The sequence below is a fragment of the Flavobacterium suzhouense genome (assembly GCF_042684765.1).
GTDB classification, from domain to species: Bacteria; Bacteroidota; Bacteroidia; order Flavobacteriales; family Flavobacteriaceae; genus Flavobacterium; species Flavobacterium suzhouense.
In genome coordinates, this window is sequence record NZ_JBHUMD010000030.1 from 1 (window position 1) to 21153 (window position 21153).

7 protein-coding genes and 1 pseudogene are annotated in these 21153 nt (G+C 37.8%); all 8 read right to left on the bottom strand.

Annotated elements, in window-relative coordinates; genetic code table 11:
• Positions 1-2092 (bottom strand): annotated as a pseudogene (locus ACFSR3_RS15850) (hypothetical protein); the annotation flags it as partial.
• Positions 2093-2225: 133 nt separating this feature from the next.
• A complete protein-coding gene (locus ACFSR3_RS15855) occupies positions 2226-10070 on the bottom strand; it encodes a choice-of-anchor J domain-containing protein (protein ID WP_379822370.1) in 7845 nt (2614 codons plus the stop codon).
• Between the two features lie 273 nt (positions 10071-10343).
• Entirely contained in the window at positions 10344-11504 is a 1161-nt protein-coding gene (locus tag ACFSR3_RS15860; RefSeq protein ID WP_379822371.1) for a tetratricopeptide repeat protein, read from the bottom strand.
• A gap of 2 nt (positions 11505-11506) precedes the next feature.
• A complete protein-coding gene (locus tag ACFSR3_RS15865; RefSeq protein WP_379822372.1) occupies positions 11507-13087 on the bottom strand; it encodes a helix-turn-helix domain-containing protein in 1581 nt (526 codons plus the stop codon).
• A gap of 238 nt (positions 13088-13325) precedes the next feature.
• Complete coding sequence (locus tag ACFSR3_RS15870; RefSeq protein ID WP_379822374.1) at positions 13326-15341, bottom strand: glycoside hydrolase family 97 protein; 2016 nt, start codon at positions 15339-15341, stop codon at positions 13326-13328.
• Between the two features lie 23 nt (positions 15342-15364).
• Positions 15365-16606, bottom strand: a complete 1242-nt coding sequence (locus ACFSR3_RS15875) for a glycoside hydrolase family 71/99-like protein (RefSeq protein ID WP_379822376.1) — start codon at positions 16604-16606, stop codon at positions 15365-15367.
• Between the two features lie 74 nt (positions 16607-16680).
• The gene (locus ACFSR3_RS15880) at positions 16681-18183 is read right to left on the bottom strand and encodes a RagB/SusD family nutrient uptake outer membrane protein (RefSeq protein WP_379822378.1); all 1503 of its coding nucleotides are present in this window, start codon (positions 18181-18183) and stop codon (positions 16681-16683) included.
• A 29-nt stretch (positions 18184-18212) separates the two neighbouring features.
• The gene (locus tag ACFSR3_RS15885; protein WP_379822380.1) at positions 18213-21140 is read right to left on the bottom strand and encodes a SusC/RagA family TonB-linked outer membrane protein; all 2928 of its coding nucleotides are present in this window, start codon (positions 21138-21140) and stop codon (positions 18213-18215) included.
• Between the last annotated feature and the right edge of the window lie 13 nt (positions 21141-21153).

Below are 21153 nucleotides of genomic sequence, written 5' to 3' on the forward strand. Positions count from 1 at the left end.
CATCGGTTGAATTAAGGTAGTATTCTGTAGTTAATGTTGTGTCTCCTCCCGTTGCCTCAAGGTCTTTGCTGGTTAGATCAAATACCTGAAGGCCATCGGTATCGTCATCACATAACTCATATGATGTCATAACCGGGATAGCAGGGCGTGGGTGTACGATCAGCTGGATCGGTACTACAGAACGGCAGTTGGTCGTGGTGCCTGTCTGTACCACACTCGCATAGACTGTACCCAGTATACTGTGGTAGTTCGTAGGATCCGTAATAGGGTTTACACCAAACTCTGCGGCTGCCTGCGTGCTGTGGTAGGTGATCGTAAGACCGCTCTGGCCGTTTAATATCTCTACTCCTGCCGGGGTAAGATCAAAATACGCATAGCCGTCAAAGTTGTCTGCGCACTCCTCTAACGGGGTAGCAGGGGAAACTGTTGGTGACTGACTTGTTACAAGATTAAGAGTCGTATAACTAACACATCCTCCATTTGAAGCAGATTCTACCCTAACATAAACTGTTTGGTTTGCAGAAATACTTTGATAAGGCGAAGTTAAACTAGCTGTATCATTTTGAGCATCAGCCTGAGTAAAATGATATGTAATCGTATATCCGGTATTGCCTCCTGAAATAGCTGCATTATTGCTATCAAGGTCAAAAATTCCAAATCCGGGTGCACATACTTCCATAGGTTGTGGAGCTGTTACCTGAGGTATTGGACTAACATTGATTGTATCCTGGAAATTTATAGGAAAAACACAAAATGGCGCATTAGGATCAGTTACACTTATAATTGTGTAATTGGTATTGGAAGTAAGTGAAGGAAGCGTAATTGTAGCTCCTCCTGTAGCATCCAAAACTACATTCTGCGTTGCCGGGTTCCCTTGTATTGTATATTGAACAGAAGCATTAGCTGAACCATTTAATACTATTATCCCGTCCTGGTTTGCACAAATAGGAGAATTGGTCGAAGCTCCAACTGTAAGAGGTGTGCTAAGATTAACCGTAACAGAACCATTTAATGTCTGGCTACAGACTACAACTCCACTTGAATTTACAATACTCGCATCAATTAACGAATATGTTGTATTTGCAGATATGGTCTGAGGAAGAACAAAGTTTCCACCTGCATTTAATATCGCAGACTGAGGACTTCCTCCATTTATAGAATAATGGAAATTTGCATTAGGAGTACCACTAAATGTTATATTAAAACTTTGTCCCGGGCAAACTACTGACTGGGACGCTGAAACAGTAACATTAGGAACCGGATAAACCACCAAAGTAAAATCGGTAACAGTAAAACATCCACTTGAATTGTTTACTACTCTTGCAAAAATCTGTTGAGGGTTTGACGTATTAGAAATAATATTTCCTAAAGGCGACACACCATCGACAGCATCTGCATTAGTCGCATGGAATGTAATTGTATTATTTACCTGGTCAGCATTGATTTGTGGTCTTAAAGCCCCTAAATCAAAAATTCCAATGTTTGGAGTTGTACTGCATGTTCTTACTTCTCCAAGATCATTAGCTGTTGGAGGTGTAGGAAAAGCACCTGTACCGGTAGTAGCTGTACCTGTCCAGTTTATCTGAAAACCTCCACTTCCGGAAGGTCTGTCAATTGCTATATAATAACTTTGCCCGGCAGTTACATTTAACCAACGAACATAACCATTCCCATTAGCTCCGGGACCTGATTGTGTAATTGTAGTTGAACCATACATCCCTGTATGATTGTTAGAAAGACCCGCCGCAAGAGGATTAGTAGTACAACAACGTATTGGACTACCTAACGATCCACAAACTGCATTAGCAGGGAACACCCAAAAGTCATAATCTACAACCAATGAGGGGTCATCAGGTATCAAATCGAAACCTAATGTACCTGTCTGTACAATGTTAACTTTCAACCAAATTGAGTTACTCTCAAAGCCTCCGCAAGAAGAAATTTCCTGAGTATCTCCGGGGCCGGTAGCATTAGAAGAAAAACTTCCATTTCCACAAATAGTAATTGCGTCGGCACAATCATTTGGCTGGTTCTGACCTATTGCAACAAAGCAACTCAGCAAGAGCAAACCTAAAGCAAAAATCTTATTCATTTAGCATTTTTAATTAAAGCGGCAAAATTAGGCAGTCTTAAGAGACTACCTAATTTTTTCGCAGTTTATTTTTTGGATTTTACAATTACCCGCCCATAATAAACAGGCGGGATAATTGATGTAATCAAGCTACCTAATTTTGCCTGTTTATGTAAATCCAGCCGGTTGAGCTACTTCCATCAGTTTTTTCAATACTGTAGAAATAAGTTCCATCCGGTAGTTCATTATTATTAGTATCCTGACCATGCCATTGGTTTAAATAACCTGATCCATAATCAAATACTTTTTTACCATATCTATTAAAGATTGAAATTGTCTTCACTCCAAAACCTGACAGGTTTAGATTATCATTAAGTCCGTCACCGTTTGGAGATATTCCTCGTGGTATTTCGCACATAATACTTACAACTGTATAGCCAACCTCATTAGAGCAATCTCCAGAACTTACTGTAACCGTAAAATTCAATGGTACTTCTAAAGATTCCATAACTGCATATTCAGTTACATTAAACTCTGCATTATTACTTACAGTTGCCCCATTTTCGTTTTTCCAGGTATAATTTACTGTTGAAGGGTCAAAAGAAGCATTAACAGGAACGACTGACAACCATGTATTATTGTTTCTGCATTCTTGCGATACCGTTGCTTCAAGATTACCAGCTACAATAACTGTTGCTGAGCCACTTCCTCCTGTATTACATGTAGCCTGGTTAGCATTTACAGTATATGTTATCACATAAGTTCCAGGATTACTGTTTACAACATCAATTTCTCCTGTTGAAGGATCAAGTATCAAACCTGATGTCGAACTAAATATTCCTCCTGTAGTAAAGCCTGCTCCTAGTTCCGGCAGCGTATTGCTACTTTCAAAACAATATACATCCTCATAAGTAAACGCTGTTACAGGTACTATTCCCTGAACAAGTTCGACTGAAGTTGTAAACGTTCCTCCATCAGTACATAAAACTGCATCTACAGGTAATATGTAAAGAATATCATGCATTCCCGGCGTTGCCGTAGTAAGATCTATTACACCAGTTGTTGCATCTACTGAAACAGTTGTTGAACTGAATACCCCACCTATTGTAAACGAATCAGCAAGAACTGGCACTAATTCATTTCCAGAGTTGATACATGCAGGATTTTCATAACTAAATATTACCACAGGCGAAGCTAAAGCATTAATTACAATAGTAACAGTAGTACTTCCTGCTTCAACACAGTCAGCTTCTAAAACAGTATATGTCACATCATAACTACCTGCTACTGCAGATGTCAAATCTATCTCTCCCGTAAGCGGGTCAATAAATAAACCTCCAGTTGCACTGAATGAACCTCCTACATAGAAGTTAGTATCTAATGTAGGTGTAGGATTCGTTTCGGCAATACAATACTCTGTCGCATAAGTAAACCCTGTTACCGGAACTGTAGGCTGAACAAGTGTAATCTGGAATGTTGAAGTACCTCCATTAGCACACCCCGAAAGACTAAGGTCTTCTAATATAGTATAAGTAACATCGTGTGTTCCTGCTGTAGCAGTAGATAAATCTATTTCACCTGTTAAAGCATCGACAGCAAGTGTTGTTGAAGCAAATGTTCCTACTGCAGTAAAGCCTGTAGCAGTTACCGGCAGTAATGCAGCAACATTGTTAAGACATACATTGTTTGGATATGTAAAATCAACAACCGGTGTAAATGCTTCATTTATAGTTATTGTAACACTATTTGTTCCCGGGTTGATACAATCAACAGCAGCCACATCATAAGTCACATTATAAGTACCGGCAGTACTTCCTGAAAGATCAATTGCTCCTGTAATTGCATCTATAGAAAGTCCTGCAGGCGTAGCAGTAAATGTTCCATTTTGAGCAAAATCAGCATCAAGTGTAATTACCGGATCAGCGGCAATTGAGCAATAAGTTGTAGCATCATAAGTAAATCCAACCACCGGGTTAGTCTTATTATTCACGTTTACATCAATCTGTGCCCTTACCCCTTCACATCCTGTAACGTCTACATAAGCAACATAATAAGAAGTAGTGCCCACAGTCGTTGTATTAGGTGTTGGAGCTGTTGCAAGTGCAGTTCCTCCTGCAGCAACATCATACCAGGCAAGTGTATAGCCCGTAAGTTCAGTAGCAGTAAGAGGAGTCGCTACAGCATCAATACAATATTCTACCGGAGTAGTAACTGCAGGAATTTCGTCATTAGCCACTTTGTTTATCACGATGGTCTCTTCACAGTAACGTGTTTTCCATGTGAATGTATAATCACCTGAAAGAACAAAACCTGAAATTGTAGTTGTAGCAGCATTTGGTGTACCAAACACAACTTCCGAAGGGTTATTCTCATCGGCTATCCACTGCCCTACTCCACGTGCACTTACTGAAGTATCATTAATACCACAAGCAAGTGAATGAGGCTGTGTAAGTATTTCATTGTTAGCCTTAATACTTACTGCATCAAGTACGTTTCCAATACCATTATTTTTGGCTCTGAACATAATTCTTGTCGTTGTCTGACCAACAGGTATATCATAAACACCTGTATGTACTGTCCATCCTGAAGTACTTGGATTATCTTCAAGTAACACAAATGGACCGGCTGTAGGCCCCATGAACATCTGAACCGCATTGTTTTGGCTTCTTGCCGCCTGAGCATAGCTATAAGTAAGCTGTGTGATTTCAGAAGTATTGAAATCCTGGTACATACCTTCAATATTTACCATATCAGCAGGATCATAAACATTTGATGAATTTGCCAACAATTGTGTAAGTTGTCCTCCCTCATAAGGGGTTACACCTGATGTTGCAGAAGCATCCTGAAAATAAATAGAATGATATAAAGCATCAGTACCTGCAATTTTATTTCGCCATCCCGGAACAACCTGCTCCCTATACATACTACCTACTCCAAATCCTACCTCCGGAGTTTCAAAACTACTATTAGCAAGACCTATTGCACAAGGATCAGCAGGAGTTTTAACACACACATCAAATGTATAAGCCCTGGTGTTTGCAACAGGAACCGAATTATCAATTCCATTGTTGTTTAAAGTAAGTCTTACTTTATAAGTATCACCCACAATAGTCGCCGCAGAATAGGCTGCAGTTATTGTATTTACATTACTACAAGCCATTTCTTCCATAACAGAACCATTTACATGATATAATGTCATTGTAATATATGGCTGCTGAGGATTCCCTGTAGAGATATAATAATCACCCGAGAAATTATTAAGCTCCACTATATGAGCTGTTGATGTAGCCTGAAACTGATACCAAATATCTCCGTGGTTAACACCTGTACACGTCATTGGATCTGTCGAAGGAGTAGCTCCATAGAAAGTAGCATTAGCTGAAGAAACTTCGCAAACATCTCCTGTATTAACCGGAACAGTTACAGCTTTTGCAGCAGAATCATTTCTTACAAACTTCTTAGGACCTGACCAGAAACTCTTATCTGCAGTACCACAAACGGCTCTTACAAAGAATTCATAACTACCATTTTCAGGTACATTAAAGTCAGAAGCCAATGGAGTATAAGAATTTGTTGTTACAAGTGTACCTGACTGTGGTAATGTACCATTGTTAAGTGGTTGTATAAAAACTTCCCATTGAGTTTCTGTACCTCCAGCTGTCCATGAAAGCACACCATCGTTAACAGTCAATGCTGTTGGATTAGGACATGTAACAGGGCTGCAAGAAGCAAATCCTGTATATACAACATCATTCATTGACTGAGACAGGTTAGTGCTTGTCCAAATTGTTGTAGTACCCTGCATAATGGTTAGATAAGCACCCGCATACTGAGACTGTACCGTACCAATAGCATCCCATAATAATGAATACTCAACACCATCGCATAGAAAAGCTGTATAAGTTTGAGATGCACCCGCCGGAGATGAACTTGATAATGTAAATGACTGTGTTACCACACCATTTTGAATAAGCTGTATCTCTCCTGAAATACCACCTGCATTAACATTCCCTAAGGTGAAAGTATATTCACATGCTGTATCAATAGGACAAAGCGTTGTAAAGGTAAGAGGGCCAACCCAAGGGCTGTCTTCTGTTGCACAAGCAGCTCTTACGTAGTAATCATACATAGTTGCAGCGGTTAATCCTGATTTGGTATATGGATTTGCTGTAACTGTTGTAAGGTAAGCCGGGTTACCATCTCCTACCGGAGCAGCAAGCCCCGAAGGCTGAACATAAACATCCCAAGAGGTTTCAGTACCTGTAGCATCCCATTTTAATTGTACCTGTGTATCAGTAAGATTTTGTATTGTTAGATTTGTAGGTTGTGAACACACCGGAATGTTTTCTATTACAACTTTGTCAATTACAACAATCTGACCTCTATAATTCCATGGATTTGCCGGTTTTTGAGGTATATGCCATGCAATATTGATATTACCCGTTACTCCGGCAGGAAGATTGATAATCTTCTCTTTCCATTCTGTATTTGTAAGCGGTGCATCATTATCAGTTGTATAGAGCATTGTTGTAAAATTTGCCGGCTCTACTCCGGTAGTTGACAACATTACTTCAAGATCATCACTAAAAAATGAATCATTTACCCTATAGTAATATTTAAGGCGCTGCCCGGCGGTAATAGTAATTGTCGGAGAAATTAACCAGTCGTTATTATCACCGTTAGTTCCTGTAAATACTGCTGCTGCATGAGCACCTTCATAAGGATTTGTAGTTGAATTCGTTCCCCATTTGTAAGCATCTGTATTATCGTTGCGTATTAACCAGCATTGCTCTGTTGTTGAGTCAGGGTTAAATGTCTCTATAAACGGAGCTGCTATAGGCATACATAATGTTTTAAACGTAACAGGACCTATCCAGTTACTTTGGTCAGTACTGTTACAATATGCTCTTAGATAAACTTCATACTGAGTGTCAGGAAGTAAATTTGCCGGAGTTGTAAATTCCGGATCAGTAGTAACCATTGTACCTGTAGAAGGTATTCCGGAACCTTGCGGTTGTACCGCTATCTGCCATTGTGTTTCAATAAAACCTTTAGTCCATGTAAAATGAGCATTGTTAGTTGTAATGTTAGAAACAACAATTGTTGATGGATCAGGACAAGCAGGAGCTTCATCTACCCTCACATCATCAATATATAAATTGGCGGTACCCGGAGGTGTAACCACATAACTTGGTGGTACCCTGAATGCAATATACACCGGCCCGTTGGCATTAATATAAAGGGTTTTCTCTACATAATCAACATTCGTAGTTTCTGTCAATGCAGAAATAACAGTAAAACTTGAAGGATTAGTATCCGTGGTAGACATTAAGATTTCCAGTCCATTCCTTGGTGTAGAATGGAATACGCTGGTTACCGATTTATATTTAAACTTAAGCTCTTTTGTGCCTATAACATTAATTGCAGGTGTTATAAGCCAGTCATTATAAGACGTAGGGGCATTGAATGCAGGTCTAATCAACTGTGCCTCTGTTGCTCCCATTGTAAAAGTAGAGCCTCCATTAACATCGGTAATAGTCCAGCAGAATTTATGAGAATTTGCAGCATCTCCATTATTGAAATTCTCTACAAAAGGAACATTAAATACCGTACATAATGTATTGAATGTTACAGGACCTATCCAGTTACTTTTTTGAGTAGAAGAACAGTATGCACGTACATAATATTCATAAGCAGTAGATGGATTTACAGTAGCTGTGTAGGGATTAGAATTTACTAATATTCCATCAACTGTAGGAACACCTGAACCAGCCGGCTGAATAGCCACTTCCCATTGCGTCTCAGTATCACCTGCTACCCAGGCTAATTGTGCCGTAGTAGTGGTAACATTGCTTACTGTTGGAGTTAACGGATCAGGACAAGCAGGTTTATCTTCAATAAATACATCGTCAATAGAAATCCTTGTCGCAGTATTTCCTGTGCCCGGAGTTACAATAAAGGCAATATTAACAGGGCCTGTTATTGATGTAGGAATATTTATAATTCTTTCTTGAAATGCCGTCATTGAAGCAAAAGACGTTTCCGGCATAAGTACAGTTGTAAAGTTATCTACTCCTACCCCTGTCGTAGAGATTTTAATAGAATATTTTACATTACCATTTACAGCCTGATGCTTATATCGTAACCTTTTCTGGACACCCGTAAAATTTACCTGAGGAGTAACAAAATAATCATTATTGTAATTTTGGTTACTATTTACTGCAATAGTAGCATAAGACGAAAGGTAAGTCCATATCAAACCATCATTATTTACATCTATAGCTGTCCAGCATGCTGCCGGTACCGTTGCTGATGTTCCTGTAAAATTCTGTGAATATGGTGTAGGGAACATTGTACATTGCGTAGTGAATTTGTATGCAGTACTCCAAGCTCCCGGAGTTCCGCCACATACCGAACGAACATACAAATCATATGATGTACCTGCTGCTAAACCTGTATTAATAAGATTATCAATGTTTGTAGTTGTTGGTGTACCTGTCGAAGCTCCTGTTGGCGCAGCAGAACCCGCCGTCTGAACCCTGTATTCCCATACCGTAGATAAATTACCTACATTATCCCATGAGAACTTAACACTGGTTTGCTGTAAATCTTTAAACGTAAATAAAGAAGGAGGTGCACACGGAGCGGTATTAATCTTTAACGTAAATGCCATACTCGCAGTTGGTGTCAATTGAGAAGACATCACTACAAGATACGTTTTACCTGCCTCAACATAAATGTTAGGAATGGTTTTAGTTACATTAGCTGCAGAACCATTAGTCCCGCCAAGACAAGAAACCCCTACATTAGCACAACCTTCATATACCATAACAGCCCAAATATTATTAGGCCCGGTTGAAACATTGCTAACATTTAAAATACCGTTTTGAGGAGCTGTATACGAAAAAAATGCCTTAGCCCCATTCAGATAATTTTGAGTAATTGCCGGCGAAAGGCAGTTTGAGCCCTGTGTAGTATAACTAACAGTACTGTTTTGAAATGTATTCAGGTTTCCTGAATATGTATAAGGGGCACCTGTGGCAGGCACTATTATAGGATATGCACAAGAAGATCCCGTTGCAAACGTACTAAAATTATATGCCGTCCATCCACTAACAGACTGCGAGCATATCGTTTTGATATAAGCAACATAATTTGTACTTGCTGTTAATGGTCCCGCTGAATAGGTTGTTCCTGTTACAGGGATACCAATCGATGAAGCGCCGGGTGCGGGTACAGCTGATGGCTGAACAATTATTTGAAATTGTGTAGCTGTAGGATGTGTCCAGTTTATTGTAGCTGACGCGTTTGTTACCGCTGTCGCCGATATTGTACTGGCTACAACCGCATCACAGACCTGAGCTGTTTGCAGGCTCACATTATCTATAAACCATGTATCAGCGTTTGGAGTTGCAGCATTTTGATTGTTTACTAAAACAAATGCTACATAAATATTAAGCCCAGGAGCAATACTTCCGGGAATGGTTACCACTTTTTCTTCGTAAGTGTTACCATTACTCAATTGCGCTTCCGTATACGAAGCAAGTACCGTGGTAAAACTGCTGATGTCTGTCTGGCTCGCAGTAGACACCCTCACCTCATAAACATTCCCAAAATCAGTTGTGCTGGATTGTTTTGTAAAAAATCGCAGCTCACCATTGGTGGGCACTGTAATCTGAGGAGTTACAAGAAAATACCTGGCAGTATTACCATTGCCAATATTTTCCGCAGATGGATCGATAAAAGCAGCACCAGCACTGCCTAAGTAACCATCAGTAGAAATAGTCCATGGAGTTGTGCCAACACCGTTGTTGGTTTGCGCCCATGTTGCCGGCATGCCACTGTCAAAATTTTGTGTAGCAAGCTGTGCAAATCCTGAAGTTGAAATGAAACCCAAACAAATAATCAGTAATAAGCATCTGAAAGTTTTGCCTGAATTCCAAAAACGACTTACACCTGAAAAAAAATCAGGTGGTGATTCAAATAGTTTTTGATTCATAGTTTAATAACGTTTTTGTTAGTTTAGCTAAAACAAATCTTGCTATAATATTCTTAATATACTAATAATATGCTTTTGCAATTCGGTAATTTCAAAACCATAATAAAGTTACAAATAATTAATAACAAGCACTTTACAAAACAAAAAACATTATCATAATGCAATCAGACAAAACGCCAAAAAAGCAAGACATAAATCAAAATAATTGTTAAAACTAAATGGAAACTAAAAAAATGACTCTTTGAATGAATCGAATTTTTCTTATAAAAAATCTCAGTTTAAAGATTGTTTTCTTAGGGTATCCTTAATTCTTTTAACCTCTAGTTTTAGAGTTTCAGATGATTTTCTATTTCGTTTGAGATACGAGAAAAGCAGGTAAGACAAAAAGAAAAATAATAAAATTTCAAGCCCAATCATGATATTATACCTTATCTGCATTGCACTCAATCTTTCTCTATTAAGTGTTGTAAATTCTTCAATAGCATCGCCGGTAGATTCTCTTTCAGAAGAGCGTATTAATCCCTGATTCTTTAAAAATAACTGATTGTATTTTTGGTATTCTATCCAATTACCAACCTGTTTGTAATTATTAGCCAGATTAATATAAATCCCTCTGTTCAATATAAGATCACCAACATTTTTAGATATCTCGGAAGCTTCCAGAAGCACCTCTATGGCTTTTTGATGATTTCCCTGATTATTATAAACTTCTGCGAGCCCTTTAAGCGCAAAAGCTTTTAAACTTTTAGCGTTTACATGGTCTGCATATTTTACCGCCTCATCAAAATTCTCGATTGCCTTGCCATAATCTTCCAGAGCAATATAACAATTACCTTTATTATAGTATGTTATACTCATATTAGGATACGTTGAGAGCTCAGAAAAACTTTTAAATTTTTCTATTGCTTTATCAAAATAACCTATTGCAATATCACAATTCAACTGCTCTTTATAGATCATTCCCCTTACGGCATAATTATTACCTCTTGTAAGGTTAAATTTTTTATCATCATACTTTAGCAACAAAAGTTTATCACATTCGTCAAGGCATTCTATTGCCTTATCATATACTTTCATTTGCTGGTAACGCACTGCATTTCTGCTCAATACAATAATCTGTAAATCTGTATTATTACTTTTTTTTAGGAGTTCATTTGCTATTTTAAAATATTGTAACGATTTCTCGTAATCTCTTTTAGAAGAATAGGCGTCAGAAATCAATAAAAGAGCTTCTATTTTTTCTGCAAGAGAACTTTCTTTGCTATTATACAATGAATCACCCAGTTTAATAACATACTCAGGCTTTTCATAAATATTCATTTTAGCTTTGGCAAATAAACTGTCGGTTTCAGGACTCCTTTGAGAGAAAGCATGTAAAGTACCCAATAGGGTAAACATCATTATTACAATTTTTCTGTAACCTGTTTGTGACATATTTATGCTTTTTTCTCTGTGACTTCCTTACCAATCAAATCTATAAAAACAGTTGGAGCTATTCCCGTAATCGTTTTGAATACAGTAGCAAAACTACTATGTGAGGAAAAACCCGATTCCTCTGCAAGATAACTTATCTTATAATTTAGATATTCAGGTTCATTCTTCAGCTTTTCAATGATGTAATTTATCCTTAACTTATTGATATAAGCATTAAAATTATCATTGTAATGCTTATTAATTATCTCCGAAAGGTATTTTGTATTTACATCAAGTTGTGCCGCTAACGTGGCCAACGACATATCTTTATTTATATACTTCGTTGATGCTTCAAATTTTTTCAGTTTGGCCAGGATAACATTCTCAGTTTCTGTAGAAATAGTAATTCTTTTATTAACCTCCTTCTTACCTGAATCTGATTGAATCAGCAATTTATTACTCACTTCAAGATATCCTATTATTTCCTTTAGCTGTCTTCTTTTAGACCTGTTTATCCTGTAAATCACAACACCAGCCAAAGCAAGTGACAAAATCAATATAAGGCCTGCATAAGTAATAAATTTTAGTCTGGATTCTTCCTGCGTAAAAGTAATATCCTGCTCTTTGTTTAAAAGGCTGTATATGGTATTAACAGCTTCATTTTCCATATTAATGTTTAGATCATTAATAGTAAGAAAACTGCTAAAATATTTTTGATGATCAATTTTATGATCCATTGCGAGACAACACTCTGCAAGCTGATAGGTTACAATTTCTTTTAGAAGCGGATTGTTAAGCCTTTCAATCTTTTGTAAAGCAAGGAGTTGTACATCTAATGCCTTTTTGTATTCTTTTTGGGCAAAATACATCTGACCGGTCCCCAATAAAACCTTAATCTCGAAAACAGTATTTGGCTTTCGTTGTTTTTTATAAAAATCAAATGCCTGTTTAAAATAACTCCCGCTTTCAGTAGCTCTGCCTAAATAATTTAAAACAGTACCTTTTATAAGCATCAAATTAGCGCTACAGCTGTAAGCATCAGTAATATTTTTATTATCAGATTCTGCTTTGTCAATTAACTTCAACGAAGCATTGTAATTCTTTTGAAGCAATAAAGCTTCTGCTCTTTCCAACTCACTTCTTACACTAACCGAGCGTATATAATCATTATTATTTATACTTGAGAGTCTTTCGGAAACATCATTCAGATATATTTCCATCTGGCCATATAACTGAAGTTTACGGCATAAGTCAGCTTTAACAAAATCAACTTCAATAGTAAGAGAATCACTTATTTTTTTATTGCTGCCGGCCTCAAAAATATAAGTAGTTGATTTTTGAAGATCGCCCTTTGCCTTATAACTATTTGCAAGCAAAAGATTTAGTAGTGCTTTATTACTTTCTGAAAAATCTTTTTTAAGTAAATGGTTTGCTATTTTAATCGTTTCATCCGGATCAGAAAAAACCAGTTCATTGGCTTTTATGAGCAATAGCCTTTCTTCAGTACTTTCCTGCGAAAAAGCCTGAATGCCAAATAGCATCATAAAAAAACAGTGAAATATATTTATAGGCCCTTTAATAAGCCTTAGATAGAGTTTCTTCATATATCGAATTGGGGCAATCAAATAAAAGTCAAAAAACTAATATTCTTTTCACAAAGATAACTACAATTAAAATTGAATTCTTAAAATTAAAACATTATTGCAGCATTCAAATTGTGAAACAAATATCAAATTTCAAAGATTTTTGATTTCATTTAACTTCATAAACGAATAACGGGGCTAAAAGCCCCGTTATTACAAACATTAAACAATTTTCATAAGAAAGTCATTTACCCAATTCTTAATTAGCGATCTGCTTGAATTTTACAGCCGTACCGCCACCTGCAGCAAGATTCAGTTCTAAAGCTGTTTTACTGTCAACTTTTTTAGAACTAATACTCACAGGATAAGGATTCGATTTGTAATCAGCTCCTGCACCATCTGCATATATTTCAGCCATGTAAGTTTTACCTGGCTCTAAAAAGTCTAAAGCCAGAGTTAATTTTCGGCTATCTTTATTCGTTATAGCTCCCACATACCAGTCGTTACCTTTCCAGTCTTTACGCGCCATAACTACATAATCACCAATTTTAGCATCCGGCACTTTAGTTTCCGACCAAATACAAGGTACCTGCTTAATAAATTCAAATTCCGGTTTACCTTCATAGTTTTCAGGTAAATCAGAAGCCATTTGCAATGGGCTGAACATGATAACATATAGAGCAAGCTGTTTAGCAACCGTAGACTGTACTTTTGCTCCTGACGGTGTTTTGTAACTAAAATCAAAGGTTCCCGGAGTAAAGTCCATTGGACCTGCCAGCATTCTGGTAAAAGGCATAATAGTAGTATGCTCGGGAGTATTTCCTCCATCAGCCGACCATGCATCATATTCCTGACCTCTACCACCTTCCTGAGCCATCAGGTTCGGGTAGGTACGTTGTAATCCAGTACCTTTTACAGGCTCGTGATTATCTATCATAATGTGGTATTTAGCCGCAGTCTCAATTACTTTCCTGTAATGACGCACTCCATACTGGCTATCGTGCCATTCCTTTTTGTCAAGGTACTTGTTAACGTATCCTGTTTTAACGCAATTCACACCATACCTGTTATACATTTTAAAAGCCTCTTCCATCTGGCTTTCATAATGCTTTGTAGCACCTGCGGTTTCATGGTGGCCTATTAGGCGTACATTTTTAGAAGCTCCATAACGGGTAATCTCTTCTATATCAAAATCCGGATATGGCTTTAAAAAACTAAATGTACTTCCATCAGCCGTCCAGTCCCCGTCCCAGCCATAATTCCATCCTTCCACAAGAACACCATCAAGCTTATGTTTTGCAGCAAAGTCTATGTAATCCTTCGTAATTTTTGTAGTTGCACCATGCTTTGCTCCCTGCCCCCATGTATAATGATCTAAATGGATTCCCCACCATACACCAATATATTTTGATGGCTCTATCCATGACGTATCCTTAATTTTTGATGGTTCATTTAGATTAAGCGTAAGTGTGGAGGTTACTAAATCTCCCGGTTTAGTTCCTACCATAATTGTTCTCCATGGCGTATTAAATGGAGTTTCAGCATATACCTTTACCCCATCTGCCCAAGGCACAAGTTCGCTTTTATACTGATTGCCTTTGGTTTTAAGCAATGTCATTGAAGCAAAATCAGTAAGATCTGCCTCATGAATAGCAACATAAAGCTTATTTTTCATTTCAAAAGTAGCCGGAGTATTAATAGTATCGGTTTTACTCATGGCTGTTTTTCTGTAAAAGCTCTCATAGTAGCTGTTCTCACGGTGTACAGGTATCCACCAAACATCATTGTCATCTGCAAAAGTAAACTGGGTTACCTCGTTAGCTATCTTAACCTTCCCAAGCTTAGGCTGTTTAGGAAAATGATACCTGAATCCAACCCCATCATCAAAAACCCTGAAAATAACATCAACCAGCCTTTGATCACCCTTTTCTTCTTTCAGGTGAACAATAAGTTCATTGTGGTTGTCTTTTACTTTTTTAAATTCTCCCCAGGGCTGCTCCCAAGTTTGATTAACAGAATGTTCTTCGGTAGTAACAACCTTAAAACCTTCAGTCATTTTGCTCAATTCCTGAAATTCAAACCCCATTAAAGATGGTTCGATTACCGATTTTCCATTTGCAGAAAAACTATATTGAGGCTGTCCTGATTTAGTCAGGCTAAAAACCAGTTCATTCGTTTTACCCGGTGATTTTACCGTATATTTTTTTTGGGCATTACACGACAACGAGACAAAGACAAAGGCTGCCAGGCAATACTTATAAATTGTATTTTTCATTATTTAATTTTAGTTAATTATAACTATTCTATTTCGTTTAATATTTGTACTGCTTTATCAGGCTGCATTGAAACAAAATAACCAAAAGCTTTATTCAGCTTGTTCTGAACAACTGAATTTCCTTTGTATTGTTTTCTAAGATTATAAAGTTTACTGATTTCGCTAAATCCAACATTTGCGTTTTGTACACCCGCAAAGGCCTTGATTTTTTCTACATAAGTATAACCAAACTCAACAGTAGGCTCTATCATGGTACCTTCGCCGAAATCGTTCCATGTTATCAACTGAAGATAATCAACATTAGCGTTTTGAGCCATAGATAATGTAGCATCAAGCGTAGCTCCATTGTTATGATCTATCGTCCAGCCAATAGCATCTCCGCCACCTCCCTGCTGATAATAATCGTTAAACCCCGGATAAGCGCTACCAATAGCTACTCCCAGAGTTGGCATCCTGTTAGCATAAAAATTACTTATATGAGAATTATCCTGGTAAACCCATGAATATTCGCCCGAAGCATTATCCCCGGCATCAGCCGATTCATACCATAAGGTTAAAAAAGTAGGCTTCGGGTTAAATCCGCTCAAAGCATTAGTCCAATCTGAAGGCTGTGTAAGCGTTATTGGCCCAAAGCACAACAACAAAGGTTTATCGTTGATTTTTATATAATTAGCGTCGTTAAAATAGTTATTCTGCAAATAGCTGAAATCGGTCTTAGCAGCACTAACTATCGTAGGTGCAAGCCCTGCATCAACAATATTGGTTAAAAACCTGTCTTCATAAACTATTGCATATTCCAGTCCAACTTTATCAAGCATTGCTATAAGCTGCTCGGCATTTTCTTTGTTGATCCTGTAATCATTTAAATTATAAGTACCATACCAGTCAATAAGAACACCATCAATTCCTGCATATTTCATCATTAACAAGTGGTTTTCTATTACTGCTGCATCCCCCGAGTGATATGGCCCAATTAGAGGATAATAATGAGATGCAATCTCTCTTCTTCCGTTAGCATCAATTATATCGGGGTTTTTATTCCCCATTTTCCAGTGATAACCCCACTGCTGGTCTGCACTACTTTCTTTGGTTTCAAACCAAGGCATGTAATGCATATATATTTTAGTATCGTTCGTTTTGGAAACAGCAACCGGATCTAAATTCTCAGTTGGTGCTGTATCGCCAGGCTTATCGTCCTTACTGCAGCTTAATGCTACGGTAATGCTCATAAAACCGACAAGTAAAAATGTTGTGTATTTTTTCATAGATGTTTTGTATATGGAAAAATGCCAGCCCTTCTGTGACTAACCCAAACACAGAAGAGCGGCATTTAAAAAATCTAATAACCTGTATTTTGTACAAGGTTGGCATTGGTATCCATCACCGCTTTAGGAATTGGGAAAATACCTCTGTATTCAGGTGTAGTTCCTTTTTCCCACCATGGTTGGAAATAAGTTCCAAATCTGATATTATCAGTTCTTCTTCTTCCTTCAAAAATAAACTCACGAAGAAGTTCCTTATCAATAAAGTTTAGATCTATCGTTGCAGGCATTTCTGTACCGGCACGGTCCGTAATTTGCTGTACAAACGGAGCAGCAAGTCCAGGCTGACCAAGTCGAACATAACATTCCGCCTGCATCATTAAAATTTCAGCGTAACGGATTACAACCAAATCATGGTCACGCTCCCATTGTTCACCTGCTTTCATTTCATATTTAGCAAGTCTTACACCTTCGTTTTGTTTCGCGTTTGTAAAGTCAACAATATCCTCTGTGTAAGTAAGTGGTAAACCACTATCCATAAGAAGAACAGATCCTGTTGCAAGGTTTATCTGATCACCCTCCAGCATTGCTTTCTTTCTCTTATCAACATCTTCAAAAGAAGAATAAACTCCCGGTTCTGCACTCATCCCATTTGCGCTCCAAGGGTAATCTCCCGTTGCCGAAATAGTAAATCTATGCAGATAATGACAGCTCATTGAGTTCATATAGTTACCTACAGTTCCTGCTTTTTGGTCATAAGGAATTGCAAAAATAATTTCCGGAGATGTTTGGTTATTCGTAAGGAAACTTGCAAAATAATCAGGTGTTAATGTATAACCTGATATATTCTGACACATATTAATACAGTCCTGCCAACGTGCTGTTCCAACAAAAGCTTCAGAGTTAAGATATAATCTTGCCAATAAAGCATAAGCAACATTTTTAGTGAACTTAGAATATACCACGTTTGATTTAAGATATGGTAATGCATTCAGTAATTCCGATTCAACAAAGTTATATACTTCCTGACGGCTAGAGTTTGAAGGAAGTCCGGTATCTTCAAAGTTGGTCACGATTGGCACGTTTCCAAACATATCCAACAGCATATAATAGTAATATGCCCTTATCGATTTTAGTTCGGCATAAATAGGAGCTTTAGCCTCATCTGTTAACCCAGCTTTATCTACCTGATATATGATAGCATTTACTTTGGCAATACCTGCATAACAATACCTCCACGCAGATAGTATCGCTCCATTTTCAGGATCCCATTGGTGGCGCTGTAATTGCTGATAACGGCCTCCGTCATACCAGTCAGTTCCCCTTGTAGGTATTACTGCTTCGTCTGAAGCAACCTCGTTAAGGAAAAATACATATTCACTTCCCGGAAACGAGTTTGAAATCGCATCACTAAAACCTCTCAGTGAAGAATATGCACCACCAACAAGCGCTTCAATTTCTGTTGGAGTCTTTCCAAATTCGTCATCGGGTATTCTGTCATACAGTTCTTCATCAAGATTGGTACAAGATAAAGTAAAGAGCGAGCTAAAAAATACCGCTGCTATTATTTTGACTTTCATTTGATATATTTTATAGTTTATCTATTCTGTTAGTTGGCAAGCGTAAAGTTCAATCCAAAAGTGATTGTTCTTGGTCTTGGATAGTTGTTAAACCTGTCAATTCCCGGATTATCAAGTCCGCTGAAATTAACTTCAGGATCTACTCCTTTGTAATTAGTAAATACTGCAAGATTTTGTCCTGTAACATATAATCTTAGTTTAGAGGTCGATTTCATTGGTACAGTATAACCTAAAGTAACAGTTTGTAATCTGAAGAATGAACCATCTTCAATCCAATAGCTTGAATACTGTGGTGAAGATTTGATACCACTTGTAAGGTAATCGTCAGTTACATTGTATGACGGAAGTCTGTTAGGATCATTAAGCATCATATCTGTTGCGTTAAGTACATCCTGACCAAACATTCCATATCCTGTAAAGCCAAAATCAAAGTCTTTATACGTGAAGTTCATTCCTAAACCTAAACTAAAATCAGGCTGCGCATTACCAATTTCCTGGTCTTCGTCTCCTACAATTATGTTTCCGTTTTCATCAAGCCCTTCGCTCTTAGGCCCCCAGAAAGTTCCAACAGGGTAACCCTCTTTAATGATTTGAGAGAATTGGTTAGACATTCCTGAAAGTCCGTGTAAAGAACCGCTGTAAATAACATCCGTTTTATAGGTCTGGTTAGAAAGTCTTTCAATTTTCTGCTTGTTTTTAGCAAAATTAAAGTTGGCATCCCAGGTAAAGTTCTCTTTCTGAATAATGTTTGCATTCAGCGTTAGCTCGATACCTTTGTTCGAAAGGTCTCCAACATTGGCAAGCATTGTACCTACTAAATAAGGAGGCTGCGGTACCTGATACGTATATAAAAGATCGTTTGTTTCTTTGTTATACCATTCGAATGTACCGGTAATTCTGTTGAATAAACTGAAATCAACACCTATGTTGGTTTGTTTTGTAGACTCCCATTTAAGATCCGGGTTAGGGTTTTGCACAGGAGAGTAAGCAAGGCTCCAATTTCCTGTAGCAGGATCGTAATAGCTATCACGTCCAACACCAAGAATAGAAAGCGATTTATACTCACCAATACCGTCCTGGTTACCTGTAACTCCATAACCTCCCCTAATTTTTAAGTTTGTCAGCCAGTTTCCTGAAGACTGCATAAATTCTTCTCCAGTAATTCTCCATGCCGCAGACACTGATGGGAAAGTACCCCATTTGTTGTTTGCACCAAAACGGCTTGAACCATCCCTTCTTACTGTACCGGTAATCATATACTTGCTGTCAAAAGAGTAGTTAGCCCTTCCGTAGAATGAAACAAGATCAGACTCTCCTTTATAAGAATAAACATCTCCTAAACGATAGTTGTAACCGGCACCTAAATTATTATAGCTGAAAAGATCGGTAACAAAACCACTTCTCTGAGCTCCAAAACCTTTGTAAATATTGTTGTAGTAAGAATAACCACCGGTAGCGTTAACATTATGCTTTCCAAAAGTTCTGGCATAAGTTAGGTAAGCTTCTATCTGAGCATTAGTATACTCTCCGTATGTTTTTTGTGCATATCCGTTCTCTGTTCTTCCTTCCATAACTGCATAGCTGGGCTTGTATGTATCACCCTGTGTAGCATTGTGCTCCAAAGAAAGGTTAACTGTAGCGGTAAAATCATTTAAAAATTTAGCTTCAGTTTTAAAGTAACCTAGCACCCTGTGTCTTTCACTGTCAGCAGTTCTGTTGTTCATAATCTCAACAGGGTTTTCGTTAAGTGTTCCACCTACTTCAGTGTAGTTGCCATTAGCATCTCTTACAGGAATTGTAGGATTCAGGTTGAAAGCTCTTTCAAAAATCCTGTAGTCAAGCGGATGCCATTTATCGATATTAGCAAAAATACCTGTATCAAATTTCAGAGCTTTATTTGCAGAGTACTGATATCCTGAAACATTAGCACTTAAACGCTCAAGTCCTGTAGTTTTTATTACACCCTCATTATTCAGGTATAATAGTGAAGAACGAAAACCACTCATTTCAGTACCTGAAGAGATACTTATGGTGTGCGATTGTGTAAAGGCTGTTTGTTGCAGCTCTTTTTGCCAGTTAGTGTTTCCACCATAATCTACAGCATCAGCAAGATTGTTCTCTCTTACATATCCTCTCCACTGATCTGCTGAAAGTAAATCAAGGTTATTTGATGCCTGGCTTATACCGGTATATCCGCTATAAACAAAGCTTGTTCCTTTAGTACCACTTTTAGTAGTAATGATGATTACACCATTAGCTCCTCTCGAACCATAAATAGCCGTCGCAGAAGCATCCTTAAGTACATCAACCGATTTGATATCTGAAGGCTGAACAATGTTTATATCAACACCGGCCACACCATCTACAACAATTAAGGGATTATTACTTGCTGTTAGCGAAGTTCCACCCCTTAATCTTAAAGTAGCGCCGCTACTTGGATCACCTGTACTTTGTGATACAGTAAGACCCGCAACTTTACCTTGTAAAGCCTGTTCGGTAGAAGTAATAACACCTTTTACAAGATCTTCCCCTTTTACTGTAGATATTGCACCTGTAAGATCAGATTTTTTCATGGTACCATAACCTATTGAAACTACCTCAACTCCCTGAAGCATAATAGCATCTTCTACTAAATGAATGTCAAGTGTTGATGCAGAAGCATCAACAACTACATTTTGCGAAGCAAACCCAACAGAAGATATTACCAGCGTGCTTCCAACATTTGCTTCAATAACAAATTTTCCATCTGCATCGGTAGCTACTGCATTAGTTGTTCCGGCCTCAAGAACGTTAACTCCCGGCAGCGGCACATTAGTATTATCATATATGATACCCGTAACTAGTCTTTTCCCCTGTGCAAATGCACCTACAGAAAGAAAAAGCATAAAAATTATAAGTACCAATGATGTTTTAGCCCAGTATTTATGCTGGACAGTATTTGTATTTGTACTGTTCATTAGAATTGGTTTT